Annotated in this window: 25 protein-coding genes and 3 tRNA genes; 20 read left to right on the top strand and 8 right to left on the bottom strand. The window is 69.9% G+C overall.

Going from position 1 to position 25,122, the window contains the following annotated elements; all coding sequences use genetic code 11:
* Window positions 1-19: 19 nt before the first annotated feature.
* Together AC1MEY_RS20815 and AC1MEY_RS20820 are read right to left on the bottom strand one after the other, a co-directional pair.
* Window positions 20-92, bottom strand: a tRNA-Arg gene (locus tag AC1MEY_RS20815).
* Between the two features lie 36 nt (window positions 93-128).
* Window positions 129-220: transfer RNA gene (locus AC1MEY_RS20820), tRNA-Ser, on the bottom strand.
* A 92-nt stretch (window positions 221-312) separates the two neighbouring features.
* Between AC1MEY_RS20820 and AC1MEY_RS20825 the strand changes: the two genes are divergently transcribed.
* From AC1MEY_RS20825 to AC1MEY_RS20860, 8 genes are read left to right on the top strand one after another with little or no spacing between them, the layout of a single operon-like run.
* Window positions 313-1,377: a histidinol-phosphate transaminase gene (locus AC1MEY_RS20825; RefSeq protein WP_480227291.1), complete on the top strand. Its 1,065-nt coding sequence runs from the start codon at window positions 313-315 to the stop codon at window positions 1,375-1,377.
* A complete protein-coding gene (locus tag AC1MEY_RS20830) occupies window positions 1,374-1,868 on the top strand; it encodes a DUF4334 domain-containing protein (RefSeq protein ID WP_480227292.1) in 495 nt (164 codons plus the stop codon). The genes AC1MEY_RS20825 and AC1MEY_RS20830 overlap by 4 nt, the downstream gene beginning before the upstream one ends.
* 17 nt (window positions 1,869-1,885) lie before the next feature.
* Entirely contained in the window at window positions 1,886-2,281 is a 396-nt protein-coding gene (locus AC1MEY_RS20835) for a hypothetical protein (RefSeq protein WP_480227293.1), read from the top strand.
* 18 nt (window positions 2,282-2,299) lie between these two features.
* Entirely contained in the window at window positions 2,300-3,124 is an 825-nt protein-coding gene (locus AC1MEY_RS20840; RefSeq protein WP_480227294.1) for a crotonase/enoyl-CoA hydratase family protein, read from the top strand.
* A 47-nt stretch (window positions 3,125-3,171) separates the two neighbouring features.
* On the top strand, window positions 3,172-4,293 hold the full coding sequence (locus AC1MEY_RS20845; RefSeq protein ID WP_480227295.1) for an LLM class flavin-dependent oxidoreductase: 1,122 nt from the start codon (window positions 3,172-3,174) through the stop codon (window positions 4,291-4,293).
* A complete protein-coding gene (locus AC1MEY_RS20850) occupies window positions 4,290-5,456 on the top strand; it encodes a sulfotransferase family protein (protein WP_480227296.1) in 1,167 nt (388 codons plus the stop codon). The genes AC1MEY_RS20845 and AC1MEY_RS20850 overlap by 4 nt, the downstream gene beginning before the upstream one ends.
* Window positions 5,449-6,207, top strand: a complete 759-nt coding sequence (locus AC1MEY_RS20855; protein WP_480227297.1) for a sugar phosphate isomerase/epimerase family protein — start codon at window positions 5,449-5,451, stop codon at window positions 6,205-6,207. The genes AC1MEY_RS20850 and AC1MEY_RS20855 overlap by 8 nt, the downstream gene beginning before the upstream one ends.
* Window positions 6,207-7,415: a DUF1214 domain-containing protein gene (locus AC1MEY_RS20860; protein ID WP_480227298.1), complete on the top strand. Its 1,209-nt coding sequence runs from the start codon at window positions 6,207-6,209 to the stop codon at window positions 7,413-7,415. Before AC1MEY_RS20855 ends, AC1MEY_RS20860 begins: the two co-directional genes overlap by 1 nt.
* Window positions 7,416-7,429: 14 nt before the next feature.
* Here the strand turns inward: AC1MEY_RS20860 and AC1MEY_RS20865 are convergent.
* Both AC1MEY_RS20865 and AC1MEY_RS20870 read right to left on the bottom strand, forming a co-directional pair.
* A tRNA-Ser gene (locus tag AC1MEY_RS20865) sits at window positions 7,430-7,516 on the bottom strand.
* Window positions 7,517-7,535: 19 nt separating this feature from the next.
* Window positions 7,536-8,048 carry a MarR family winged helix-turn-helix transcriptional regulator gene (locus tag AC1MEY_RS20870; RefSeq protein WP_480227299.1) on the bottom strand — a complete coding sequence of 171 codons (513 nt, stop codon included), beginning with the start codon at window positions 8,046-8,048 and terminating at the stop codon, window positions 7,536-7,538.
* A gap of 45 nt (window positions 8,049-8,093) precedes the next feature.
* Here AC1MEY_RS20870 and AC1MEY_RS20875 point away from each other — a divergent pair, with 45 nt between their 5' ends.
* On the top strand, window positions 8,094-9,077 hold the full coding sequence (locus tag AC1MEY_RS20875; RefSeq protein ID WP_480227300.1) for an NAD(P)H-quinone oxidoreductase: 984 nt from the start codon (window positions 8,094-8,096) through the stop codon (window positions 9,075-9,077).
* Here the strand turns inward: AC1MEY_RS20875 and AC1MEY_RS20880 are convergent.
* The gene (locus tag AC1MEY_RS20880) at window positions 9,074-10,270 is read right to left on the bottom strand and encodes a cysteine desulfurase-like protein (RefSeq protein ID WP_480227301.1); all 1,197 of its coding nucleotides are present in this window, start codon (window positions 10,268-10,270) and stop codon (window positions 9,074-9,076) included. The two genes, AC1MEY_RS20875 and AC1MEY_RS20880, sit on opposite strands and share 4 nt — an antisense overlap.
* Before the next feature lie 110 nt (window positions 10,271-10,380).
* Here AC1MEY_RS20880 and AC1MEY_RS20885 point away from each other — a divergent pair, with 110 nt between their 5' ends.
* The 5 genes from AC1MEY_RS20885 to wzm are packed head-to-tail and all read left to right on the top strand — an operon-like array spanning window position 10,381 to window position 15,488.
* Window positions 10,381-12,336 (top strand): DUF6541 family protein, encoded by a 1,956-nt coding sequence (locus tag AC1MEY_RS20885; RefSeq protein WP_480227302.1) that lies wholly within the window; start codon window positions 10,381-10,383, stop codon window positions 12,334-12,336.
* Complete coding sequence (locus AC1MEY_RS20890; protein ID WP_480227303.1) at window positions 12,312-12,848, top strand: bacterial proteasome activator family protein; 537 nt, start codon at window positions 12,312-12,314, stop codon at window positions 12,846-12,848. Before AC1MEY_RS20885 ends, AC1MEY_RS20890 begins: the two co-directional genes overlap by 25 nt.
* 18 nt (window positions 12,849-12,866) lie before the next feature.
* Entirely contained in the window at window positions 12,867-13,676 is an 810-nt protein-coding gene (gene wzt, locus AC1MEY_RS20895) for a galactan export ABC transporter ATP-binding subunit Wzt/RfbE (protein WP_174266745.1), read from the top strand.
* Entirely contained in the window at window positions 13,669-14,661 is a 993-nt protein-coding gene (glfT1, locus tag AC1MEY_RS20900; protein ID WP_480227304.1) for a galactofuranosyltransferase GlfT1, read from the top strand. Before wzt ends, glfT1 begins: the two co-directional genes overlap by 8 nt.
* Window positions 14,658-15,488 (top strand): galactan export ABC transporter permease subunit Wzm/RfbD, encoded by an 831-nt coding sequence (wzm, locus tag AC1MEY_RS20905; RefSeq protein WP_480227305.1) that lies wholly within the window; start codon window positions 14,658-14,660, stop codon window positions 15,486-15,488. Before glfT1 ends, wzm begins: the two co-directional genes overlap by 4 nt.
* A 211-nt stretch (window positions 15,489-15,699) precedes the next feature.
* Here wzm and AC1MEY_RS20910 read toward each other — a convergent pair whose 3' ends face one another.
* Window positions 15,700-16,170, bottom strand: a complete 471-nt coding sequence (locus AC1MEY_RS20910) for a carboxymuconolactone decarboxylase family protein (protein WP_480227306.1) — start codon at window positions 16,168-16,170, stop codon at window positions 15,700-15,702.
* A gap of 73 nt (window positions 16,171-16,243) precedes the next feature.
* Window positions 16,244-16,549 carry an STAS domain-containing protein gene (locus tag AC1MEY_RS20915; protein WP_480227307.1) on the bottom strand — a complete coding sequence of 102 codons (306 nt, stop codon included), beginning with the start codon at window positions 16,547-16,549 and terminating at the stop codon, window positions 16,244-16,246.
* A 190-nt stretch (window positions 16,550-16,739) separates the two neighbouring features.
* Here AC1MEY_RS20915 and pdxR point away from each other — a divergent pair, with 190 nt between their 5' ends.
* Window positions 16,740-18,149, top strand: coding sequence for a MocR-like pyridoxine biosynthesis transcription factor PdxR (gene pdxR / locus AC1MEY_RS20920; RefSeq protein WP_480227308.1), 1,410 nt, complete (start codon window positions 16,740-16,742; stop codon window positions 18,147-18,149).
* A gap of 3 nt (window positions 18,150-18,152) precedes the next feature.
* Here the strand turns inward: pdxR and AC1MEY_RS20925 are convergent, their stop codons facing one another.
* Window positions 18,153-19,151, bottom strand: a complete 999-nt coding sequence (locus AC1MEY_RS20925; RefSeq protein ID WP_480227309.1) for an AraC family transcriptional regulator — start codon at window positions 19,149-19,151, stop codon at window positions 18,153-18,155.
* Between the two features lie 209 nt (window positions 19,152-19,360).
* Between AC1MEY_RS20925 and AC1MEY_RS20930 the strand changes: the two genes are divergently transcribed.
* From AC1MEY_RS20930 to AC1MEY_RS20950, 5 genes are read left to right on the top strand one after another with little or no spacing between them, the layout of a single operon-like run.
* On the top strand, window positions 19,361-20,599 hold the full coding sequence (locus AC1MEY_RS20930) for a hypothetical protein (RefSeq protein ID WP_480227310.1): 1,239 nt from the start codon (window positions 19,361-19,363) through the stop codon (window positions 20,597-20,599).
* A gap of 24 nt (window positions 20,600-20,623) precedes the next feature.
* Entirely contained in the window at window positions 20,624-21,019 is a 396-nt protein-coding gene (locus tag AC1MEY_RS20935) for a GtrA family protein (protein WP_480231599.1), read from the top strand.
* Between the two features lie 31 nt (window positions 21,020-21,050).
* Window positions 21,051-22,412, top strand: coding sequence for a decaprenylphosphoryl-beta-D-ribose oxidase (gene dprE1 / locus AC1MEY_RS20940; protein WP_480227311.1), 1,362 nt, complete (start codon window positions 21,051-21,053; stop codon window positions 22,410-22,412).
* Window positions 22,413-23,195, top strand: a complete 783-nt coding sequence (dprE2, locus tag AC1MEY_RS20945) for a decaprenylphospho-beta-D-erythro-pentofuranosid-2-ulose 2-reductase (RefSeq protein WP_480227312.1) — start codon at window positions 22,413-22,415, stop codon at window positions 23,193-23,195.
* Between the two features lie 37 nt (window positions 23,196-23,232).
* Window positions 23,233-25,086, top strand: a complete 1,854-nt coding sequence (locus AC1MEY_RS20950; protein ID WP_480227313.1) for a galactan 5-O-arabinofuranosyltransferase — start codon at window positions 23,233-23,235, stop codon at window positions 25,084-25,086.
* Window positions 25,087-25,122 lie beyond the last annotated feature (36 nt).

The following is a 25,122-nucleotide window of genomic DNA, read 5'->3' on the forward strand; positions in this document are numbered from 1 at the left end:
GCTCGGCAGTCCAGCTGAGTGCGCCCGAAGGGATTCGAACCCCTAACCTTCTGATCCGTAGTCAGATGCTCTATCCGTTGAGCTACGGGCGCTTGCTATTCAGTTGTTCACGCTGGCGCGGGCCAGTGTGGCGGAGGCGAGAGGATTTGAACCTCCGGTCCGCTTTAAGACGGACAACTCATTAGCAGTGAGTCCCATTCGGCCGCTCTGGCACGCCTCCCGACGATCCGAGGGGAAAGCGTACACAGCCCTGCCAGACGAAGGCAAAGCCGGGAAGACATCGCGGCCGTGGACGTTCCCTAGACTGTCCGGGTGACTGCCCGCCTGCGCCCTCTGCTGGCCGATCTCCCCGCCTACACGCCGGGCCGGACGGTGCCGGGCGCCATCAAGATCGCGAGCAACGAGACCGTGGACGGTCCGCTGCCCAGCGTGCGGGCCGCGATCGCCGCCGCCGCCGACACCATCAACCGCTACCCCGACAACGGCTACGTCGAGTTGCGCGACTGCCTGGCCAAGACGCTCGACGGCGGCTCGTTCTCCCCGGAGCACATCGCCGTCGGGTGCGGATCGGTGAGCCTGTGCCAGCAGCTCATCCAGATCACCGCCTCGGTGGGCGACGAGGTGCTGTACGGATGGCGCAGCTTCGAGATCTACCCGCTGCAGGTCCGCACCGCCGGCGCGACGCCGGTCCAGGTGCCGCTGCGCGACCACACGTTCGACCTCGACGCGATGCTGGCCGCGGTCACCGACCGCACCCGGCTGATCTTCGTCTGCAACCCCAACAACCCGACGAGCACCGTCGTCGATCCCGCCGCGCTGGCCCGCTTCGTCGAGGCCGTGCCCGACGACGTGCTGATCGTCCTGGACGAGGCCTACGTCGAGTACATCCGCGACGACATGTTGCCCGACAGCTTCGGCCTCGTGCGCGAGCACGCGAACGTGGTGGTGCTGCGCACCTTCTCGAAGGCCTACGGCCTGGCCGGTCTGCGGGTCGGCTACGCGGTTGCCGATCCGGACGTGATCGTCGCGCTGAACAAGGTGTACGTCCCGTTCACCGCGACCACCGTGTCGCAGGCCGCCGCCATCGCCTCGCTCGAGGCGTCCGACGAACTGCTGGCCCGCACCGACGTCGTGGTCGGCGAGCGCGTCCGGGTGACCGAGACGCTGCGGGCCGCCGGCTTCGAGGTGCCGCCGTCGCAGGCGAACTTCGTCTGGCTCCCCCTGGCCGAGCGGACCGACGACTTCGTCAACGCCGCGGCCGACGACCGGCTCCTCGTCCGCCCCTACGGACGGGACGGCGTGCGGGTCACCGTCGCCGCCGTGCACGAGAACGACGCGTTCCTCGAGTTCGCGACCCGATGGATTGGACGACGATGACAGCCCAGACAGACCAGCAGACCACCGCCCGCGCCACCTTCGACCGGCTGGCGGCGCGCACCGACCAGTTGACCGACGCCGAACTCGACGAGTTCTGGGCGACGCTCGAGCCGACCACCGTCGACTTCATGATCGGCGAGTGGAAGGGCGGCGAGTTCGACACCGGCCACAAGGCGAACGGATTCATGAACCGGCTCAACTGGTTCGGCAAGACGTTCCACTCGGCGGCCGACGCCAAGCCGCTGGTGTGCCTCGACGCCGAGGGCAACAAGTTCTCCAACACCGAGGCCATGAAGGGCGAGGCGAGCCTGTGGCTCGAGGAGTTCCGCGGCGAGATGCTGGCGTCGATGGTCTACGACGGCGCCCCCGTGCACGACCACTTCAAGAAGGTCGACGATCACGCCGTCGTCGGCATCATGAACGGCAAGGGCGCACTCGACACGACATCCGGCACGCCGCGCCACCTGTACTTCTACCTCCAGCGCGTCTAGCGCCTATCGTTGCTCGGATGACCTCCCGAGCCCTGGTCGTGGCGACCGCGCTGCTGGCCGTCGGCACGCTCGCCGGCTGCAGCCGCACCGTGCCCGGGACCGTCGCGATGACCACCGAACCGGGCGCCAGCCTCTCGACGAGCGAGTCGACGCCGTCGCGGGCGCCGCGGACGTCGAACCCACGGTCGCCGTCGACCGCTCCCGGCGACCCCCAGTCGATCACGTGCGGCGAGTTCCTCGAGCTGGCACCCGAGGACCAGGCCGCCGTGGTCAACGAGATCTTCGGCGAGTACGGGCCGGTGATCGGCGGCGACGAGATGGACACCATGCGGCTGGCCGCCGACGCGATGTGCCAGTTCCTGCCCAAGGACATCGGGCTCGCCGACATCCTCCTGGGTGGGTCCCCGCCCTAGCCCGCTAGCGTGACGGGCATGAGCGACACGTACGAATCCATGACCGTCGACGTCGACGAGCGGGTGGCCAGGGTCACCCTGACCGGCCCCGGCAAGGGCAACGCGATGGGCCCCGCCTTCTGGGCCGAGTTGCCCGTCGCGTTCGAGCGGCTCGACGCCGATCCCGAGGTGCGGGCGATCGTGCTCACCGGCTCGGGCCGCAACTTCAGCTACGGCCTCGACCTCGCCGCGATGGGCGACACGATGGGCTCGATGATGGCCGGCGGCGCGCTGGCCAAGCCGCGCGCCGACTTCCACGCCCGGCTGCGCTCGATGCAGCAGTCGATCACCGCCGTCGCGGACTGCCGCACGCCGGTGATCGCGTCGATCCAGGGCTGGTGCATCGGCGGCGGCGTCGACCTGATCTCGGCCGTCGACATCCGGTACGCCAGTGCCGACGCCAAGTTCTCCGTCCGCGAGGTCAAGCTCGCGATCGTCGCCGACGTGGGCTCGCTGGCGCGGCTGCCGCAGATCCTGTCCGAGGGTCACCTGCGCGAACTGGCGTTGACGGGCAAGGACATCGACGCCGCGCGGGCCGAGAAGATCGGTCTGGTCAACGACGTGTATCCCGACGCCGAGGCCTCGCTGGCCGCAGCGCACGCCACCGCACGCGAGATCGCCGCCAACCCGCCGCTGGTGGTGCAGGGAGTGAAGGACGTGCTCGACGATCAGCGCACGGCGCAGGTGTCCGCGAGCCTGCGGTACGTGGCGGCGTGGAACTCGGCGTTCATGGCCAGCAAGGACCTCACCGAGGGCATCACCGCGATGTTCGAGAAGCGGCCCGCGGAGTTCACCGGCGAATAGCCGCAATCCACTCCGACGATGCTGGGCAGTCGCTTAGCATCGCGGACGTGAAGGTTCAGCCCGCGGCGTTCTTCCGCACCACGCTGCCGCTGGACCTCGGTGCGCTCGCGCGCGTCGACGACCCGCGCTACCACTCCGTCTGGCTGCCGGACCACATGGTCAGCTTCTGGCCCGACTCGATCTGGACACCGGAGTTCACCGACCTCGCCGAGGCGTCGCCGTCGCCGCACCGGCACCTCGACGGCATGGCGGTGGCCGCCGCGGCGGCTGCACTCACCCACACCGTGCCGCTGGCCACCAGCGTCGTCGACACCGTCCGGCGGCACCCGGTGATGCTCGCCCAGAGCGCGCTCACCATCGACCACGTCGCCGAGGGCCGGTTCATCCTCGGCCTGGGCAGCGGCGAGACCGAGAACGTGGTGCCCTACGGGTTCGACTTCGCTCATCCGGTGAGCCGCTTCGAGGAGGCGCTCGAGGTGATCCGGCTGCTGTGGGACTCCGAGGGGCCGGTCGACTTCTCGGGCTGCTTCTACCGGCTACGCCACGCCCGGCTCGACACCGAACCGTACGGCGGTCGCCCGCCCGCGATCTGGGTCGGGGCGAGTGGCCCGCGGATGCTGGAGATCACCGGCCGTCACGCCGACGGCTGGTGGCCCGCCGGCGCGTGGACGCCCGAGCACTACGCCGACATGCTCGCGACCGTGCGGGCGTCGGCCGACCGGGCGGGACGCGATCCGCTGGCCATCACGCCGGCCTTCATCCAGGTGTGCCTGATCGGCGACGACGACGCACTCGCCGAGATCGTCCGGGCTCCCCTGGTGCAGGCCTTCCTGCTGCAGGTGTCGGCGAAGACGTTGGCGGACCACGGTTTCGAACACCCGATGGGCGACCGCTGGCGCGGCTTCCAGGACATCGACCCCGGCACGCTCACCCGCGAGCGCATCGTCGACTTCCTCGCCCGCGTCGACCCCGACGCCGTGCTCGCGATGGTGCCGCACGGCTCACCGGCCCGGGTGGCGGCACGGATCAAGGAGTTCGTCGACGCCGGACTGCGCGTGCCCAAGATCCTCGATTACGGCGCCATGGCCGGCCTGCGGCACGCGGCGGCGTCGGCGGAGAACGTGCGCGCCACTGAGGACGAACTGCTGCGGCTGTGCGGGCAGTCGTGACCGCGCCACTCGACGCGCGGGCGATGCTCGCCGGCGCGGAGGCCGAGACCGGCCTGTCCGACTACGGCGATCCGAGCCTGGCACAACGCTTCTCGACCGCCGTCGACCACCTGAACTCGCTCGGCCTGGACGGTGACGGCACCCGCCGTGCCGCCGACACGTGCCACTGGCTGCTGACGTCACGGCTCGAGTTCTTCGCCGACCGCAGCCGCCACCCGATGGCCGACGAGGTGATCGACCGGCCCATGTTCGCCACCGGCGAGCCACGGTCGGGCACCACGCTGATGCACGCGCTCATGTCGGTCGATCCCGAGTCGCGGGCGCTGCGCTTCTGGGAGGTGATGTACCCGTCCCCACCGCCGGGTCTCGCCGACGACGGGAGCCGGCGGACCCGCGCCGACGACGACTGGCGCGAGATCAACGCGAAGATGCCGAAGTGGCTGCACAGCCACCCGTACAACGACATGCTCGGCGACGGACTGCCCGAGGACGAGCGGACGTGGGCCTTCGACTTCCGGGTGATGACGCCCACCGCGTGGTGGCGCGTGCCCATGCAGACCCTCGTCGCCGGACTGCCCACCGACGCGGGGGCGCAGTACGCGATCCACCGGGCGATGCTGCAGCACCTGCAGTTCGGCCGGACACCGAAGCGCTGGGTGCTCAAGGGTTTCCACGGCTTCCGGCTCGCCGAGTTCTTCGACGCCTATCCGGACGCGACACTGGTGTGGCTGCATCGTGACCCCGTCCAGGTCGCGGCGTCGCGCACGATGATGATGGCCGACATCCTCGACGGCATCGTCGGTCCGGTCGATCTCCGCGACCTCGCGCGCGACCACCTCGCGATGACCCGCGCGGGGGTCGCCAACACCATGACCAATCCGCTCGTCGACGACCCGCGGATCCTGCACGTCCGCTACACCGACTTCGTCGCGGACCCGATCGGCACCGTCGGACGCTTCTACGCGTTCAGCGGCCGCGACCTCACCCCCGACGGCGAGCGTGCGATGCGCACCTATCTGGCCGAGAACCGCGGCGACCGGCACGGCAAGTTCCGCTACTCCACGTCGCTGCTCACCGACATCGGCGAGGACCTCGACGCGCTGCACGACGAATTCCGGCCGTTCCGAGAACGATTCGGCGTCCAGATCGAGAACCGTGCCTGACGCGCGCCTGTCCGTGCATGCCGTCGGGTTGCTCGGCGCGAGCCTCGACGAGTACGACGCGCACTGGACGTCGCTCGGGCTGCGGCGGCTGAGCCTGGTCGACGCGCAGCTCGACGACCCCGGACTGGCCCCACTGGTGGCGCGCCGCGGCTACGCCGTCGACACCGTCTTCCACCTGTTCTCCTCCGCCGAGGAATTGAACCGGGTGATCGACGCCGCAGCCGAGGTCGGCACGCGATGCGTCTACCTGCTGACCGGTGGGCGCGGGGCACTGACGTGGGAGCAGGCCGCGGAACGCTTCAGCGCGGCGGTCGCACCGTGCCGTGCCCGGGCCGCCGACGCCGGCATGGCGCTGGCGATCGAGAATGCCTCCGCGCTCTACGCCGACATCCACATCGCCCACAGCCTGCGCGACACCGAGGCGCTCGCCGACCTGGCCGGCCTCGACGTCGTCGTCGACCTGTTCCACTGCTGGGCCGAGGCCGGCCTGATGGACGTCGTGGCCCGAATCCTGCCGCGTATCCGGTCGATTCAGCTCAGCGACTACGTGCTGGGCGACCGGGCGCTCCCCGCGCGGGCCGTGCCGGGTGACGGCGCCATCCCGATCGAGCGATTCGTGCACGACGTGCTCGACCTGGGGTACCGGCACGGCTTCGATCTCGAACTCATCGGCCCGCGCATCGACGCCGAGGGCACCGAGGCCGCGGCGCGGCGCGGTTGCGCCGCGGTGTCGGCGATGCTGGAGCGGTGATGGCGTTCGGCGACGGCGGGTCCGACGAGGCGCTGCGCGACGCGTGGCATGCGTTCTGTGACCGATTGCGCGCCGCCGGTGACCTCGCGTTCAAGGACCGCAGTCCCGCGTCGGACGTGCAGCGGGCGGACGCCTTCCGCTTCCTCACCCAGAACCTTGGTCAGGCATTCGATCTCGCGCTGGAGACCCGCGATCCGCGCTTCCCGATGCTGCACGCGTTCAGCCATCCCACCCGCAAGCTGGGCGGCGACTGCGCCGACTTCACCTATCACCAGGCGTGGATCGACGGCGAGTCGACCTATCGCATCACCGGGACCCGCGGCGACGCCCCGTTCCTCAACGTGACCGTGCAGGGCCCGCGACGCGACGGCCCGGGTGTCCTGCACGACCCGTTCGGCGACGTCCCCGAGGCCAGCCTCACCGGCGACGAGCTTCGCGCCGGGGCGGACGGGACGTTCGAGGTGGTGGTCGGCGGGCCGCGGCGCGACGGGAACTGGCTGCCCACCACGCCGGGATCGCGAAAGCTGTTCATCCGGCAGGGCTTCGACCGGTGGGACGAGACGCCGGCGCGGCTGTCGATCGAACGCGTGGACATGGCCGGACCCCGTCCGGTGCCGACGCCACGGGACGTGGTGGACGCGGCCGAGTGGGCGGGCACCTTCGTGACCGGGCTCATGACCGACTGGCCGGACTTCCCGTTCGCCCACGGCGGCGTCGACGAGCACCACCCGAATGCGTTCCCGCCGTTGACGTCCGGCGACGGCGACGCGCTGCGCGGCCGCGCGGCGGTCAACATGCACTGGGTGATCGGCCGTTACGAGGCCCTGATCGTGGAGTTCGATGCCCACGACGGACTATGGATGCTCACCAACATGGGGGCGTTCTTCACCAGCATGGACTACCTCTACCGGCCGGTGAGCTTCACGCCGAGCCGGACCGCGATCGACCCCGACGGCCGGATCCGGGTGGTGCTGGCCCACGACGATCCCGGCCTGCACAACTGGATGGACACTCAGGGCTTCGAGCGCGGGAACCTCACCTACCGCCACATGCTGGCCGGGCAACCGGTGCCGCTGCACACGCGGCTGGTCCGTCGGGCCGACCTGGCCGCCGAGTTGCCCGCCGTCACCCGGACCGTCACCCCCGAGGAACGGGTGGCCCAGACGTGGCAGCGGTTCAACGGGATTCGGCTGCGGTACGGGCTGTAGCCCGAACCGAAGAGCGGTGGCGGAGGGATTTGAACCCCCGGTCGGTGTTAGCCGACTCTCGCTTTCAAGGCGAGTGCATTAGGCCGCTCTGCCACGCCACCGTCGACAAGCCTAAACGGCTCAGACCCGGCCGAGCCTCGCGGGCGCACCCTCGGACCGCAGACCCGCCCCGATCCGGCGGCAGTTCTCCCCCATCGCCGCGATCTGCGTCCGCGACAACCGGGACAGGAAGTGCGTGCGCACGCCCTCCCCGTAGGTCGCCAAAGCGTCGGCGAGCACCTCGCGGCCCTTCGGGGTAATGGTGGCGAGCACCCCTCGACCGTCGTCGGGGCTGGAGCAGCGTCCCACCAGCTCGTGGGACTCCAGCCGGTGGATCTGCCGCGTCACCCGGCTCGGCAGCGACATCAGTTCCTCGGCGAGATCCCCCATCCGCGCCGAGCCTCCCGCCGCCTTGTCCAGGACGTCGAGCAACCGCACGTCGTTGAGCGTCAGGTGGTGCGTCTCCACGAGCGACTTGTTCAAGGTGGCGTACAGCCGAAGTGCGGCGTCCAAGAAGTTCTGCCACGACCGTTGTTCCGCGATGTCCAACCCAGGCATGGCGCTCGCGGTGCGCCCTTCGATCATCCCCTCCATGGCGACATAGTAGGGCGCGGACCGGCGGGTAGTAGCGTTATGGACATGCGTGCAATCGTCGTCGAAAAGCCCGGTGACCTGCGTTGGCAGGAGATTCCCGACGTCGTCGCGGGAGCTGGTGAGGTGGTCGTCGACGTGGTGACCGCCGGGATCAACCGTGCCGATCTGCTGCAGGCGGCCGGGAACTACCCGCCGCCGCCGGGCGCCAGCGAGATCCTCGGCCTCGAGGTGTCCGGACGAATCTCGGAGTTGGGCGCGGACGTCGAGGGCTGGTCGGTCGGCCAGGAGGTGTGCGCACTGCTGGCCGGCGGCGGCTACGCCGAGCGGGTCGCGGTGCCCGCACCGCAGCTGATGCCGGTGCCCGAGGGCGTGGACCTGCACGGCGCCGCCGCGCTCCCCGAGGTGGCGTGCACGGTGTGGTCGAACGTCGTCATGACCGGCGGGCTCACTCCCCACCACTTCCTGCTGGTGCACGGCGGCGCCAGCGGCATCGGCACCCACGCCATCCAGGTCGCCCACGCGCTGGGCTGCCGGATCGCCGTCACCGCCGGGTCGGAGAAGAAGCTGGACGTGTGCCGCGACCTCGGCGCCGACGTGCTGATCAATTACCGCGAACAGGACTTCGTCGAACGGGTGCGTGCGGAGTCCGACGGCGCGGGCGTCGACGTGATCCTCGACATCATGGGTGCGTCCTACCTCGACCGCAACGTCGACGCGCTGGCCCCCGACGGTCGGCTCGTCGTCATCGGCTTCCAGGGCGGCGTGAAGGGTGAACTCAACCTCGGCAAGCTGCTCGGCAAGCGGGCCGGCGTCATCGCGACGGCGCTGCGATCCCGTCCGGTCACCGGCCCCTCGGGCAAGGGCGCCATCATCGCCGAGGTGGTCGCCAACGTGTGGCCGATGATCGCCGCGGGCAAGGTGCGGCCCGTCGTCGGCGCCGAGCTGCCCATCACCGAGGCCGCCGAGGCGCATCGCCTGCTCGAGTCGAGCGAAGTGACCGGGAAAGTGCTTCTGCGCGTGGCCGATTAGCCCAGCGAGGCCAGGGCGCGGACCAGTTGGTCCACCTCGGCCACCGTGGTGTAGTGCGCCAGTCCCACCGTGACCGCTCCGCCGATGTCGCTCACGCCGATGACGTCCAGGACCCGTGAGGTCGTGTTGGACACCGCGAGCACGCCGTTGTCGGCGAGCCGCCGCACCACCCGGTCGGCAGGCACACCGTGCACGGCCAGGCTCAGCACCGGGATCCGCACCTCGGGCTCACCGAGCACCATCACCAGCGGCAGCGAGCGCAGCGACGTCAGCAGGTAGTCGAACAGCCGGTCCATGTAGGCGGCCGCCGACTGCATCGACACCGCCAGCCGTTCGCGGCGGGTGCCGGTGGCCGTCTCGTCGAGGTTCGCCAGGTACTCGACGCTCGCGACGACGCCGGCGAGCATGCCGTACTGGTGGACGCCGACCTCGAGGCGCGCGGCGCCGGAGGCCAGCGGATCCAGCGACACCGAGCCGAACGAGTCGATCAGCGACGGGTCCTTGAACACCAGCGCACCGATCGGCGGGCCGCCCCAGGCGACGGCGTTCACGGCGACCACGTCGGCCTCGACCTCGTCGACGTCGATCAGGCGGTACGGCGCGGCGGCCGAGTGGTCCACCACGACCAGCCCGGAGTTCTCGTGCACCAGCTTCGTCACCGGACGCAGGTCGGTGACGGTGCCGAGCGACGACGACGCCGACGTGATCGCCACCATCCGCGTCGGCTTGGTGATCAGGGTCTCCCACTGCCACGTCGGCAGCTCACCGGTCTCGATGTCGACCTCGGCCCACTTGACCTTGGCGCCGTACCGATTCGCGGCACGCAACCAGGGCGCGATGTTGGCCTCGTCGTCGAGGCGCGTCACCACGATCTCGTAGCCGAGCCCCACGCGCGACGACGCCGCGTCGGCGAGCGACGTCAGCAGGATCGCGCGGTCGGCACCCAGCACCACACCGGCCGGATCACCGCCGACGAGGTCCGCGACGGCCCGGCGCGCGGCGGCCAGCACCGCGGCACTGCGTTGCGCGGACGGGTGGGGGCCGACGTCGGTGGTCAGCGAACCGCGGAACGCGGTCGAGACGGTGGTGGCGACGGAGTCCGGCAGCAACATGCCGTAGGGCGCATCGAAGTGCACCCAGCCGTCGCCCAGCGACGGGTGCAGACCTCGCACCCGGGCGACGTCATATGCCATGCCAGCCACCTTCGAGCATCTGAAAATCGCCGGCCATGGCGATCCCGGGAGGTGCCCGCTCGCGATCGTGCCGCGCCAGTTCAGGTCACCTGGGCAGCCATACTAGTGCAGTGACCTTGACGGCTGGGGTGCTAGTGGCGTGGCTGCTACTGGTGGTCCCGGGAGCAATCGTCGCCCGCGCTGCCCAGCTAACGTGGCCGGTCGCGGTCGCGGTGGGCGCCCCGCTGACCTACGGCGTCGTCGGACTCGCCATCCTCCCCATGGGCGCCCTCGGGGTGCCGTGGAACGGGTGGACGGCGCTGGCCGCGCTGATCGTCGTGGTGATTGCGGTCACACTCCTGCAGATCGTCCCTTCGCGATTACGCGACCCGGACGCCGATGGCCGCGGGATGGCCCGCGGCCCGGCCGCGGTCGTCGCCGGCGGCGTCGTGCTGGGCAGCCTGCTCATCGGCTACGCGGTGATCAGCGGAATGCCGCACTGGCAAAGCGTCCCCAGCAACTGGGACTCCGTCTGGCACGCGAACACGATCCGGTTCATCGTCGACACCGGGCAGGCCTCACCGACGCACATGGGCGAGCTGCGCAACGTCGAGACGCAGGCGGCGCTGTACTACCCGTCGGCGTTCCACGCGCTCGCCGCGATCCAGTGCCAAGTCGCCGGCACCGCCGCCACCACGGCCTACACCCTGCACTCCCTGATCGCCGGCATCTGGCTGTTCCCGGTCAGCGCCGCCGCCCTCACCTGGATGCTGCTGCGGCCGCGCGTCGACGACCAGTGGCGGGTCGCGGGGTGCGCGGCCGCCGCCGCCGCGCTGACGGCGTCGTTCACCGCGGTGCCCTACGTCGAGTTCGACACCGCGTCGATGCCGAACATGGCGGCCTTCGGCCTCGCGGTGCCGACGATGGTCTTGATCGTCTCGGCGCTGCGGCACCGCGACCGCATCCCACTCGCCGTGCTGGCGCTGATCGGCATCTTCTCCGTGCACATCACCGGCGGCGTGGTGACCGTGACCCTGGTCGCGGCGTGGTGGCTGCTCGACGGGCTGTGGCGGCCGGTGCGCGGGCGAGTGGCCGACGTCGTCACCCTGCTGGTGATCGCGGTGCCGTCGGTGGTGCTCCTGATCCCCCAGTTCCTCGGCGTGCTGCAGCAGGCCGGGATCATCGCCGGCCACGCGTTCGTCACCGGCCAGAGCCGCAAGCGCGTCCTGTTCGACGCCGTCGTCCAGCACACCCGCCACCTCAACGACTATCCGATCCAGAACATGCTGATCCTGCTGGCCGCGCTCGGCGGGCTGTACCTGCTGATCAAGCGCATCTGGTGGCCGCTGGCGGTGTGGCTGCTGCTGATCGTGGCGATCGTGCACTCCTCGGCCCCGTTCGGCGGGCCGATCGGGCGGATCACCGCGTTGTTCAGCGACCTCTTCTACAGCGATGCGCGGCGTCTCTCCGCGGTGGTGTCGATGCTGCTCGCGCCGATGGCGGGCATCGCGCTCTACGTGGGCGTGCGGTTCCTGGTGGACCGGTGCCGACGGTTCGCGCCGCAGCCGTCACCCCGGATCTGGCAGGCGGCCACCGCGGTGCTGCTCGTCGTGGCGTCGGTCGGACTGTCGTGGCACTACCTCCCCCGGCACCGGTACCTGATCGGCGAGAAGTACGACCAGGTGATGATCGGCGACAAGGACCTCGAGGCGATCGCCCACCTCGCCGCGCTGCCCGGGGCGCACGACACCCTGATCGGCAACGCCAACGTCGACGGCACCGCGTGGATGTACGCGGTCGCCGGGCTGCGCCCGCTGTGGACCCACTACGACTACCCCCAGCAGCAGGGGCCGGGCTACCACCGCTTCATCTTCTGGGCCTACGCCGACGACGCCGACACCGACCCCAGAGTCGCCGAGGCGGTGCGGGCGCTGAACATCCGCTACGTCCTGACCAGCAGAACGGTCGTGCGCGGGTTCGTCATGCCCGACGGGCTAGTGTCGCTAGACGCGTCGAGGTCGTGGAAGAAGATCTACGACAACGGCAAGGATCGAATCTACGAATGGCAGGGAACACACTCCGCATGACAACCGACGACAACGACTTCGAGATCATCAGCGAAGGCCCCTCGGACCATGGCCAGGACGACGGCAAGTCCCTGACGGACCTCGTGGAACAACCCGCCAAGGTCATGCGCATCGGCACCATGATCAAGCAGCTCCTGGAGGAGGTGCGCGCCGCACCGCTCGACGAGGCCAGCCGCACCAAGCTGCGCGACATCCACCGCACCAGCATCAGCGAACTCGAGGACGGCCTCGCCCCCGAGCTGCGCGACGAGCTGGAGCGTCTGACCCTGCCGTTCACCGAGGACTCCGTGCCGTCGGACGCCGAACTGCGCATCGCGCAGGCGCAGCTCGTCGGCTGGCTCGAGGGACTGTTCCACGGCATCCAGACCGCCCTGTTCGCCCAGCAGATGGCCGCGCGCCAGCAGCTCGAGCAGATGCGCCAGGGCGCCCTGCCCCCGGGCGTCGGCGGCCCCGGCGCCGGGCCCGCACCTCGGGGGCCCGGGTCCTCGAGCGGGACCGGCCAGTACCTCTAGGTGCTGGGCGGACTGACAGTGGCGGAGCCGCACATCTCGACCCAGAACGCGTGGGTGGAGTTCCCGATCTTCGACGCCAAGTCGCGGTCGCTCAAGAAGGCGTTCCTGGGCAAGGCCGGCGGAACCATCGGTCGCAACGACTCGAACGTCGTCGTCATCGAGGCACTGCGCGACATCACGTTGTCGCTGAAGATGGGCGACCGCGTGGGCCTCGTCGGCCACAACGGCGCGGGCAAGTCGACGCTGCTGCGGCTGCTGTCGGGCATCTACGAACCCACCCGCGGCTCGGCGACCGTGACAGGCCGGGTGGCGCCCGTCTTCGACCTGGGCGTCGGCATGGATCCCGAGATCTCGGGGTTCGAGAACATCGTCATCCGCGGCATGTTCCTGGGCCAGACCCGCAAGCAGATGGCGGCCAAGGTCGACGAGATCGCGGAGTTCACCGAACTCGGGGACTACCTGTCAATGCCCCTGCGCACCTACTCCACCGGCATGCGGGTGCGGCTCGCCATGGGCGTGGTGACGAGCATCGACCCGGAGATCCTGCTGCTCGACGAGGGCATCGGCGCCGTCGACGCCGAGTTCATGAAGAAGGCGCGCACGCGTCTGCAGGACCTGGTGGCACGCTCCGGAATCCTGGTGTTCGCCAGCCACTCCAACGAATTCCTGGCGCAGCTGTGCGACACCGCGATGTGGGTGGATCACGGCACGATCCGGATGGCCGGCGGCATCGAGGACGTGGTCCGCGCCTACGAGGGTGACGACGCCGCCCATCACGTCCGCGAGATCATCGCGGAGAACAAGCGTACGGACGTCCCGCGTGAATGACGGGGTATCCGGTGCGCGGGTCGTCGCGGTCGTCGTCACCCACCGGCGCCTCGACACCCTGACCGAGTCGCTGGCCGCGGTGAGCGGGCAGACCCGCGCCGCCGACCACCTGATCGTCGTCGACAACGCCGCCGACGACGAGGTGCACGCTCTCGTCGACGCGCAGCCACTGCCGACCACCTACCTCGGTTCGCAGCGGAACCTCGGCGGCGCAGGCGGTTTCGCGCTCGGGATGCTGCACGCGCTGGCGCTCGGCGCCGACTGGGTGTGGCTCGCCGACGACGACGGCAGGCCCGCCGACGCCGCCGTGCTCGGCACGCTGCTCGACTGCGCCGCCACCCACGGGCTGGCGCAGGTGTCGCCGATGGTGTGCGACATGGACGATCCGTCCCGGCTGGCGTTCCCGCTGCGGCGCGGGCTGGTGTGGCGGCGACTGGTGTCCGAGCTGCGCGTCGACGGCGCGAGCGACCTGCTGCCCGGTATCGCATCGCTGTTCAACGGTGCGCTGTTCCGCGCCTCGACGGTGGAAGCCGTTGGCGTGCCCGACATCCGGCTGTTCGTCCGCGGCGACGAGGTGGACGTCCACCGCAGGCTGGTGCTGTCCGGGCTGCCGTTCGGCACGTGCCTGGACGCCGTGTACCTGCACCCCCAGGGCAGCGACGAGTTCAAGCCCATCCTCGGCGGGCGGATGCACACGCAGTACCCGCCCGACCCGACGAAGCGGTACTTCACCTACCGCAACCGCGGATACCTGCAATCGCAGCGCGGCATGCGGCGGCTGATCCCCCAGGAGTGGCTGCGCTTCGGCTGGTTCTTCCTGGTGACGCAGCGCGACCCGGCCGGCTTCGCCGAGTGGGTGGGGTTGCGGCGGATGGGTCGGCGGGAGAGGTTCCACAAACGGGGCGAGCGGAGTGACGGGGTGTCAGGACGGGGCCAGCGGAGCGACGGGGTGTCAGGACAGGGCGAGCGGAGAGGATCGGCATGACGTTCACCGATGCGGCCGCGCAGTCGAAGACGATGTCGCGCGCATGGGGCGACCTGGTCTCGGGGTTCGGCAAGCGCGAGCTGTGGCTGCACCTCGGTTGGCAGGACATCAAGCAGCGCTACCGGCGTTCGGTGCTGGGGCCGATCTGGATCACGATCGCCACCGGCACGATGGCCGTCGCGCTGGGTGGGCTGTACTCGAAGCTGTTCGACCTCGAACTGTCCGAACACCTGCCGTACGTGACACTCGGCCTGATCATCTGGAACCTGATCAACGCCAGCATCCTGGAGGGCGCCGACGTCTTCGTCGCCAACGAGGGCCTGATCAAGCAGCTTCCGACGCCGCTGTCGGTGCACGTCTACCGGTTGGTGTGGCGTCAGGTGATCCTGTTCGGCCACAACATCGTCATCTTCGTGATCATCGCGATCATCTACCCGCAGCCGTGGAAGTGGACCGACCTGTCGTTCATCCCGGCGCTGGCGCTGATCGTGCTCAACTGCGTGTGGGTGGCGCTGTGCTTCGGCATCCTCGCCACGCGCTACCGCGACATCAGCCCGCTGCTGTTCAGCCTGGTGCAGCTGCTGTTCTACATGACCCCGATCATCTGGAACGACCAGACGCTGCGCGATCAGGGCGCCGGCGGCTGGGCGAAGATCATCGAGTTCAACCCGCTGCTGCACTACTTGGACATCGTGCGGGCGCCGCTGCTCGGCGACGACCAGGAGTTGCACCACTGGGTGGTCGTCATCGTGCTGACGATCGTCGGATGGACGGTGACGGCGTTCGCGATGAAGCAGTACCGCGCTCGCGTGCCCTACTGGGTGTGAGCGCGGCCGGTCCTCAACCCCGCCGAACGTGCGAGTACGGCGGGGAATCGGCCGAAATCCCGCCACCACCGCACGTTCGGCGACGGACGTGGCACGACGCCGGCGCAGAAGTCGCGGAGATGGCGCCGAGTTCTGCACGAGCGTCGTCCGGGCGCTCCAACAGCGACGCAGGTGCAGAACTCGCGGCACCAGCGGCGCCCGAGGTGCAGGACTAGCGGCGCGGCGCCTTCAACCGCGTCGCCACGTTGAACCGGTTCCACGCGTTGATGGTCACGGCCATGGCGATCACCTGGGCGAGTTCCTTCTCGGTGAACACCTCGGCGGCCCGGGCGTAGACCTCGTCGGAGACGTGGCCGTGGTGCAGCTCGGTGATGGCCTCGGTCAGCTCGAGGGCGGCGCGCTCGCGGGCGGTGAACAGCTCGCCCGCCTCGTCCCACGCGGCGACGAGCGCGAGGCGCTGCTCGGTCTCGCCGTGCTTGCGGGCGTCGGCGACGTGCATGTCGAGGCAGAACGCGCAGTGGTTGATCTGGCTGGCGCGAATCTTGATCAGCTCACCGATGGTCGGGTCGAGGTCCTTGGCCGACGCGGTCGAGAGCTTCATCATCGCGTCGTACAACTCGGGCGAGACCTTGTAGATCGACAGGCGGTTGATGGCGGTGGGGTGTTCGAGTGTCTGTGTCATGCGATCAACGCTAAGCCCGAAAGAACCGCGTGTTTGGTGCAATCAGGCGCCACTTTCGTGGGCCAATCGACTGCTACGTCTGGTCGCCGGTCACCCGTCGCAGCGCCTCGTCGAGGGTCGCGACCACGGCGACGAGTTCGTCGAGGCCCGCGATCTCCAGGGGCCGCTTCGATCCCCGTCCGCCGGCGACCAACGCGTAGCCGACCTCGGGCCCCAGCATGCGCATGGTGGTCACCAGCACCTGCATCCCGGCCGACCCCAGCAGGTCGACGTCGCTGAAGTCGAAGACGAACCCCTCCGGCTTCTGTTGCACCGCAATGGCAGCGGCGCCGTACAGTCGCGGCGCGGACTCGGAGTCGATGGCTCCGGACGCCGACACGACCACCACGCGACCGTGCCAGGTCTCCGTGGTGGTGAAGCCGTTGATCGGTCCTCCTCGAGTGTTTGCCGGACCCGTGCCAGTCTCGCAGAGCGCGCCCCAGCCACCACCAGGCGAAGTCCAATCGGAACCGTTCGGTGACCTGACCGCGCCACGCCCGACGCCATCCCGGGCGTGCTTGAATTCGGCGGTGACCTCATGGGCCGACGCCGGTGCCCGCGACCTGCACCTCGACCTGCGCGACGCCATCACCCCCGGCGCGCGCGGAGCCCGGGATCTACTGCTCACCGCCCTGCGCGACGCCGTCCGCAGCGGCCGGCTCACCGCGGGCACGATGCTCCCGCCGTCGCGCAGCCTGGCCACCGACCTCGGCGTGGCCCGCAACACCGTCGCCGAGGCGTACGCGGAACTGGTCGCCGAGGGGTGGCTCGGATCGCGACAGGGCGCGGGCACGTGGGTGCTCGACCGCGGCGCCGACCCGCTCCCCGCACGCCCGCGCGGCACCCCCGGGACGGCTACTCACGACCTGATGCCCGGTTCGCCCGACGTCTCGGAGTTTCCGCGCGCCGCCTGGCTGGCGTCGACCCGCCGCGCGCTGGCCACCGCTCCCGCCGAGGCGCTACGGATGGGCGATCCCCGCGGCCGGATCGAACTGCGCCGCGCCGTCGCCGAGTACCTGGGCAGGGTCCGCGGCGTCCGCACGTCGCCCGACTCGATCGTGATCTCGGCGGGCACGCGCGCGGCCGTCGAGATCCTGGGACGGGCGGTGGGCGGACCGATTGCGGTCGAGGCCTACGGGCTGTTCCTGTTCCGCGACGCGCTCGCGGCCATCGGGGTGGCCACGACGCCGATCGGCATCGACGACCGGGGTGCCGTCATCGACGACCTCGATCGAACGGATTGCGTCGCAGCGCTTCTCACCCCTGCCCACCACTTTCCGCACGGGGTCCCGCTGCATCCGACGCGCCGCAAGGCCGTCCTCGACTGGGCCCGCCGCACCGGTGGCTACGTGTTCGAGGACGACTACGACGGCGAGTTCCGCTACGACCGGCAGCCCGTCGGCGCGGTGCAGGGCCTCGATCCCGACCGCGTCGTCTACCTCGGGTCGACGAGCAAGAGCCTGGCCCCGGCGCTGCGGCTCGGCTGGATGGTGCTGCCCGACGACCTGATCGACCGCGTCCTGCAAGCGCAGGGCGGACAACAGTTCTACGTCAACGGCATCGTCCAGCTGACGATGGCCGACTTCATCTCGAACGGCGCCTACGACAAGCACATTCGACGCACGAGGCTCGCCTACCGACGCCGTCGCGATCGACTGGTCAGCGCGCTCGAGCCGTTCGGGATCGGCGTCGTCGGGCTGTCGGCCGGCCTGCACCTGCTGCTCGAACTGCCCGACGGAACCGAGGCCGAGGTACTGCGACGCGCGGGCGAGGCAGGAGTCGCACTGGCGGGTCTCGAATTACTGCGTCACCCCGACGCGGGCCCGGACGTCCCGCGCACCGACGGCATCGTCGTCAACTTCGGCACGCCCGCCGAGCACGCCTTCGGCGCCGCGGTCGAGGCGCTGTGCCGGGTGCTGGCCGACACCATCCGTCGCTGACCGTCACTGCTCGCCGATCCGGTAGGCGCCGGGCGGGCTCCCCGTCCAGCGACGGAATGCCCTACGGAACGCGCTGGATTCGGAGAAGCCGAGCCGGGCGGACAGCTCGTCAATCGACTCGGTGCCGCGCACCAGCGTCGCGATCGCCTCGTCGCGCAGCACCTCCTCCTTGATCTGGCGGAAGGTGGTGCCCTCGGTGCGCAGCAGGCGCCGCAGATGTTGCGCGCTGACGTTGAGCGGCTTCGCGACGTCGTCCACCGTGACCGCCTCGCCTACCCGGCGCTCGATGAACCTGCGGACCCGACTCGTCGTCGAGGGGTTGTAGTCCTGCCGGACCAGCAGCGCGCCCGGCAGGTGCGTGATGAAGTCGAGCAGTTCGTCCTCGCTGCGCACCAGCGGCGCGTCGAGGTAGCGCGAGCCGAAGGTGATCGACGCGTGCGGTGCGCCGAACCTCGGGGCGACGCCGAAGACGGCCGTGAACTCCACCGCGTGCTCCGGCGGCGGGCCCGGCAGGTCGACCGCGGTGAGCGCGATCTGCTCGCCGATCAGCCACGCGGCGAGACGGTGACCGACCGTCATGCCGACCGCCATCACGAGTTGCTCGCCCCGCCCCTGACCGCCGCGCCCGAAGCTCAGACAGACCGTGCGACCGTCGTCGGAGATGTCGTCGACGTCCACACCCATCCCGATGCCGGAGAACTCGACCAGCCTGCGCAGCGCCGTCCCCAGGTCGGGCGCGTGGATCAGGCCCAGGGTCACCATCCGGAACGTGCCGCGGGGGACGGGCTTCGGGCCGATCGAGATGAGTTCGTCGTCGGTGACGTCCCACAGCGCGACGATCAACCGCTCGGCCTGCGTGCGGGTGACGCGGGCGGCGTCCCAGCCGAGCAGCTCGGCGGGGATGCCCGCACGCTCCAGGACGCCCTGGACGTCGAGGCGCCGCGTCCGGGCCGGTTCCAGCGCCGCACGGACGAACTGAATAGCGACCGTCTGGCCCCCCACAGCCAGAAGCTACCCCAGCGATGCGCGGTTCGGTCACGGATGATGCGAGAAACGGTCATTCCCGTGTGCCCGGTTTTTCCATACCATTGGGATGTATTGACGTCGACGTCGACGCACCGATACGGCCACCGTCCGCTTTCGTGGGGTAAGCGGATGGTGGCCTCTTTGGTGCGTCGACCCCTCCCGTGGGGCTGGAAGACTCGACTTCCGTGACCACCACGGAGAATCGGCAACTCGTTCCGGGCTGGCGGGCCCTGGGCCTGACGTTGGCAATCGTGATGGCCGGAGGCGCGGGCGTCAACGGCTTCGGCACCGTGGCGGCAGCGATCGTCTTCGCGTCCGTGATCTACGCCCTGGTCCGACTGCGTAGCCGAGCACCCGGCGCCGCCACGACCGGTGACCTCGTCGCGTCGACGCTCGGGCGCGGCGCCGGTTCGGCGGTCACCGTCGCGCAGACGGCCGCCTACGCGGCTCTCGCCGCGGTGGGAGCGTCCGCCTTCGGGCTCGCCGTGCTGTTCGCCTACGTCGACGACGCCGCGGGCTTCGACACCTGGCTCTGGCCCACGTACGGGGTGGCCGGGCTGGCCGTGACCGCGACGACCGCTTACGTACTGCCCGCCCGCGTGACGGCGGCGATCGCCGCCGTCCTCGCGGGCGTCGCCACCCTGACCCTCTTCTACCTCGCACTTGCCCTCATCGCGAAGGCGCTCACCGACCCCGACATCGCCTTCAACCCCATACCGGACGCCGGCCCGTGGACCGTCCTCACCGTCGCCAGTGCACTGGCCTACGCGGCTCAGGGACTCATCGGTGTCGAGCTGATCACCACGCAGAGCGATCGCGTCGCCTCGATCGCCAAGCCCATGGTGGGCGCGACGGTCGTCGCGGTCGTCGTCGCCGTCGTCTGCTGGTTCGCCGTGCGGGTGGCCGACCCGGACGTCGCCCGCATCAATGGCGTGTGGGTCGCCACGATCGCCACCGACGTGTTCGGCGACGCTGCCTGGTACGCGACCGCGGTCATCACCATCTCCCTGTCCCTCGCCGGCCTGCTCGCCGTGATGCTCGGCATCGTGCGATTGACCGGCACCATGGAGGCCCGTCGCGTTCCCGAGGTCCAGCTCGTCGGCGTGCTGGCGGTCACCGCACTCCTGACGGTCGGAGCCTGCCGTGAATGGCTCCACGTCGACTCGACCCTGCCGTGGGTCGCGGCGCTCCTGTTGCTCCTGGTCTACGCGGTGGTGATCGAGGCGCACGCCCGGCTCGACGACTCGCAGGTCGGATGGTGGCTGCGCATCGTGATGCCACTGGTCTTCGTGGCGATGATCGTGCTGCCGATGATCACGGCCCGGTCGATCGGGTTCATGATCGCGCCACTGCTCGCAACCCTGGTGATCGCGTTGGTCGCCGCGGGCATCGGCGTGCTGAAGGAGCGTCAGACGACTGGCTAGGCTGCGTCGATGGCCGAACCCCCGATGTCGCCCAACCTGAGCCTGACCACTCAGGCGTGGCGGTTCGTCGTGACCGGCGGCCTGTCCGCGGTGGTCGACTTCGGGCTGTACGTGCTGTTCCTCTGGCTGGGCCTGCACGTCAACGTCGCCAAGACCCTCAGCTTCATCGCGGGCACCACGACGGCGTACCTGATCAACCGGCGCTGGACGTTCCAGGCGCCGCCGAGCAGGGCCCGCTTCATCGCCGTCGTCGCCCTGTACGCCGTCACCTACGGCGTGCAGATCGGCATCAACTTCGTCTTCTACTCGATGTGGGACGACAAGCCGTGGCGCGTACCGGTGGCGTTCGTGATCGCCCAGGGCACCGCGACGGTGATCAACTTCGTGGTGCAGCGGGCAGTGATCTTCCGGTTGAAGTGACCCGGCAGGCCCAGGCGGTACCCTCGTCACGATGTTCGACACCACCGACAAACGGCTGATGGGCTGGGGGCGTACTGCGCCCACCGTCGCTCACGTGCTGTCCCCCGCCGATCCCGAGGTCATCGCCGAGGCGGTCGCGCGCGCCGACGGCCGAGGCATCATCGCCCGCGGCCTCGGCCGGTCCTACGGCGACAACGCGCAGAACGGCGGCGGCCTCGTCGTCGACATGACGTCGCTGCACAAGATCCACTCGATCGACGCCGACAGCCACCTGGTCGACGTCGACGCGGGGGTCAGCCTCGACCAGCTGATGCGGGCGGCGCTGCCGTTCGGGCTGTGGGTCCCCGTGCTGCCCGGCACGCGCCAGGTCACCATCGGTGGCGCCATCGCGTGCGACATCCACGGCAAGAACCACCACAGCGCGGGCAGCTTCGGCGATCACGTCCGGTCGATGGAGTTGCTCACCGCCTCCGGCGATGTCCGTCACCTCACCCCCGAGGGCGACGAGTCCGAACTGTTCTGGGCGACGATCGGCGGCAACGGCCTCACCGGGATCATCCTGCGGGTCACCATCGCGATGACCCCCACCGAGACCGCGTACTTCATCGCCGACGGCGACGTCACCGCGACGCTCGACGAGACCATCGCCTTCCACAGCGACGGCAGCGAGGCCAACTACACATACTCCAGCGCATGGTTCGACGCGATCAGCGCGCCACCGAAGCTGGGCCGCGCCGCGATCTCCCGCGGATCGCTGGCCACCCTCGACCAGCTGCCGGCGAAGCTGCAGAAGGATCCGCTGAAGTTCGATGCGCCGCAGCTGCTGACGTTCCCGGACGTCTTCCCCAACGGCCTGGCCAACAAGTACACGTTCGGCCCGATCGGCGAACTCTGGTACCGGAAGTCGGGCACCTACCGCGGCAAGGTGCAGAACCTGACGCAGTTCTATCACCCGCTCGACATGTTCGGTGAGTGGAACAGGGCCTACGGCTCAGCGGGTTTCGCGCAGTACCAGGTGGTCGTGCCGACCGAGGCCGTCGAGGAGTTCAAGAAGATCCTCGTCGACATCCAGCGGTCCGGACACTCGTCGTTCCTCAACGTGTTCAAGCTGTTCGGCCCCGGCAATCGGGCACCGCTGAGCTTCCCGATCCCCGGCTGGAACGTGTGCGTCGACTTCCCGATCAAGGCCGGGCTCAACGAATTCCTCAACGGACTCGACCGCCGGGTGCTGGAGTTCGGCGGCCGCGTCTACACCGCCAAGGACTCGCGCACCACCGCCGAGACCTTCCATGCCATGTACCCCCGCATCGACGAGTGGATCGCGGTGCGCCGCAAGGTCGATCCGGACGGCGTCTTCGTCTCCGACATGGCCCGACGACTGGAGCTCCTCTAAATGGTTTTCGACGCCACGGGCAACCCCCAGGCCATCCTGCTGCTGGGCGGAACCTCCGAGATCGCGCTGGCCATCGCGCAGCGGTACCTGCGCAACGCGTCGGCACGCGTGGTGCTGGCCGACCTGCCGAACCATCCCCGCCGTGACGAGGCCATCGCGGCGATGACCGCTGCCGGGGCCAAGTCGGTCGAGTGGGTCGACTTCGACGGCGTCGACACCAAGAGCCATCCGGGAGTCATCGACGAGGCATGGCGCCAAGGCGACATCGACGTCGCCGTCGTGGCGTTCGGCCTCCTCGGCGACGCCGAGGAACTGTGGCAGAACCAGCGCAAGGCCGTGCAGATCGCCGGGATCAACTACACCGCAGCGGTATCCGTCGGCGTCCTGCTGGGCGAGAAGATGCGCGCACAGGGATCCGGCCAGATCATCGCGATGAGTTCGGCTGCAGGAGAACGGGTCCGCCGCTCCAACTTCGTCTACGGCTCCACCAAGGCCGGGCTCGACGGGTTCTACCTCGGACTCGGGGAGGCGCTGCGCGAGTTCGGCGTTCGCGTGCTGGTGATCCGTCCGGGCCAGGTCCGCACGTCGACGACGATCGCGCACTGGGAGGCCACCGGCGCCAAGGAGGCCCCGTTCACGGTCGACAAGGAGTACGTCGCCGATCTCGCCGTCACCGCGGCGGCCAAGGGCAAGGAACTGGTGTGGGCACCCGGCGCGTTCCGCTACGTCATGATGGTGCTGCGCCACGTGCCGCGGCCGGTGTTCCGCAAGTTGCCGATCTGACGTCCGGCAGGCACGAACGAAGCCACCGGGGGATTCGATGCTGAGTGCAGCCGGCCGGTCCGCGGCCGCCGTCGTCGGCGCCGCGGCCGTCGCGGTGGTGGTGTCGGTGGTCGCGCTGTTCGCGATCGCCCGCGTCGAGTGGCCCGCGTTCAATTCGAGCAACCAGCTGCACGCGCTGACCACCGTCGGCCAAATCGGCGCGCTGGCAGGCCTGTTCGCGTCGGGCTGGCTGTGGCGACGCGGCAGGCAGTGGCTCGCCCAGGCAGTCGGCGTGCTGTTCCTGACGACGTTCACCGTGGTCACCCTCGCGATGCCGCTGGGCGCCACGAAGCTCTACCTGTTCGGCGTCTCCGTCGACCAGCAGTTCCGCACCGAGTACCTGACGCGCCTCACCGACTCCGCGGTGCCGCACGACATGACCTACATCGGACTGCCGCCGTTCTATCCGCCGGGCTGGTTCTGGCTCGGCGGCCGGATGGCCCACCTCGCGGACATGCCGGCGTGGGAGGCGTTCAAGCCGTGGTCGATCATCTCGATCGCCGTCGCCGTGGCCGTCGCCCTGGTGCTGTGGGCGGCGATGGTGCGCTTCGAGTACGCGCTGATCGTCGCCACCGCCACCGCCGCGACGACCCTCGCGTACGCGTCCACCGAGCCGTACGCGGCGATCATCACCGTCCTGCTGCCGCCGATGTTCGTGCTGGCGTGGTCGGGGCTGCGCGGGCGCGCCCGGTCCGGAGGGTGGGCCGCGGTGGTGGCCGTGGGGCTCTTCCTGGGCCTCGCAGCGCTGTTCTACACCCTGCTGCTGGCGTACGCGGCGTTCACGCTGGTGCTGATGGCGGTGCTGCTCGCCGTCTCGCGCAGACACTGGGACCCGCTGTTGCGGCTCGCGGTGATCGCCGTCCTGTCCGGCGCCATCGCGCTGATCGGGTGGGGCCCGTACCTGCTGGCCGCCGCCCGCGGTGCGCCCGCCGACAGCGGCACCGCCCAGCACTACCTGCCCGCCGACGGCGCGCAGCTCACGTTCCCGATGCTGTCGTTCACCCTGCTGGGCGCGCTGTGCCTGCTCGGCACGCTCTGGCTGGTGGCCTACGCGCGCAGTTCGACGCGTGCGGGTGCGCTGGCGATCGCGGTGATCGCCGTCTACGCGTGGTCGCTGCTGTCGATGGTCACCACGCTGGCGGGCACCACCCTGCTGTCCTTCCGGCTGCAGCCGACGCTGTCGGTGCTGCTGACCGCGGCGGGGGTGTTCGGCTTCATCCACGCCGCCCAGGCGATCGCGGTGCGCTACCAACCGGCCACGGGTAGGCGCGTCCTCGCCGGCGCCACCGTGATCGGCGCGATCGGTGCGATGACGTTCAGCCAGGACATCCCCGACGTACTGCGCGCCGACATCGCGGTCGCCTACACCGACACCGACGGATCCGGCCAGCGCGCCGACCGCAGGCCGCCCGGCGCCGAGCGCTACTACGCCGACGTCGACGCCCGCATCGTCGCCACCACCGGCAGGCCGCGCAACGAGACGGTCGTCATGACCGCCGACTACAGCTTCCTGGCGTACTACCCGTACTACGGCTTCCAGGGCCTCACGTCGCACTACGCCAACCCGCTGGCGCAGTTCGAGGAGCGATCGGCCGCCATCGAGGACTGGGCCACCCTGACCCGGCCCGACGAGCTGATCGCCTCGCTCGACGGGATGCCGTGGCAGCCGCCGACGGTGTTCCTCATGCGCCACGGCGCCAACGACACCTACACGTTGCGCCTCGCCAGTGACGTCTACCCGAACCAGCCCAACGTGCGGCGCTACCAGGTGACCCTCGACGCCGCCCTCTTCGACGATCCGCGCTGGGACACGACCGACGTCGGCCCGTTCGTCTTGGCGATCCGCACGTGACCGGTGCGGTGCCCCCGCCCGGGACGGCACTAACAT

The organism is Mycobacterium sp. PTI7, from assembly GCF_056679845.1.

Bases quoted from the DNA above. Each gene is read 5' to 3' on its own strand.
- AC1MEY_RS20830 (WP_480227292.1), top strand. From the start codon at position 1,374: ATGACAGCCCAGACAGACCAGCAGACCACCGCCCGCGCCACCTTCGAC.
- AC1MEY_RS20835 (WP_480227293.1), top strand. From the start codon at position 1,886: ATGACCTCCCGAGCCCTGGTCGTGGCGACCGCGCTGCTGGCCGTCGGC.
- AC1MEY_RS20840 (WP_480227294.1), top strand. From the start codon at position 2,300: ATGAGCGACACGTACGAATCCATGACCGTCGACGTCGACGAGCGGGTG.
- AC1MEY_RS20860 (WP_480227298.1), top strand. From the start codon at position 6,207: ATGGCGTTCGGCGACGGCGGGTCCGACGAGGCGCTGCGCGACGCGTGG.
- AC1MEY_RS20870 (WP_480227299.1), bottom strand. From the start codon at position 8,048: ATGGAGGGGATGATCGAAGGGCGCACCGCGAGCGCCATGCCTGGGTTG.
- AC1MEY_RS20875 (WP_480227300.1), top strand. From the start codon at position 8,094: ATGCGTGCAATCGTCGTCGAAAAGCCCGGTGACCTGCGTTGGCAGGAG.
- AC1MEY_RS20880 (WP_480227301.1), bottom strand. From the start codon at position 10,270: ATGGCATATGACGTCGCCCGGGTGCGAGGTCTGCACCCGTCGCTGGGC.
- AC1MEY_RS20890 (WP_480227303.1), top strand. From the start codon at position 12,312: ATGGCAGGGAACACACTCCGCATGACAACCGACGACAACGACTTCGAG.
- wzm (WP_480227305.1), top strand. From the start codon at position 14,658: ATGACGTTCACCGATGCGGCCGCGCAGTCGAAGACGATGTCGCGCGCA.
- AC1MEY_RS20910 (WP_480227306.1), bottom strand. From the start codon at position 16,170: ATGACACAGACACTCGAACACCCCACCGCCATCAACCGCCTGTCGATC.
- AC1MEY_RS20935 (WP_480231599.1), top strand. From the start codon at position 20,624: ATGTCGCCCAACCTGAGCCTGACCACTCAGGCGTGGCGGTTCGTCGTG.
- dprE1 (WP_480227311.1), top strand. From the start codon at position 21,051: ATGTTCGACACCACCGACAAACGGCTGATGGGCTGGGGGCGTACTGCG.
- dprE2 (WP_480227312.1), top strand. From the start codon at position 22,413: ATGGTTTTCGACGCCACGGGCAACCCCCAGGCCATCCTGCTGCTGGGC.
- AC1MEY_RS20950 (WP_480227313.1), top strand. From the start codon at position 23,233: ATGCTGAGTGCAGCCGGCCGGTCCGCGGCCGCCGTCGTCGGCGCCGCG.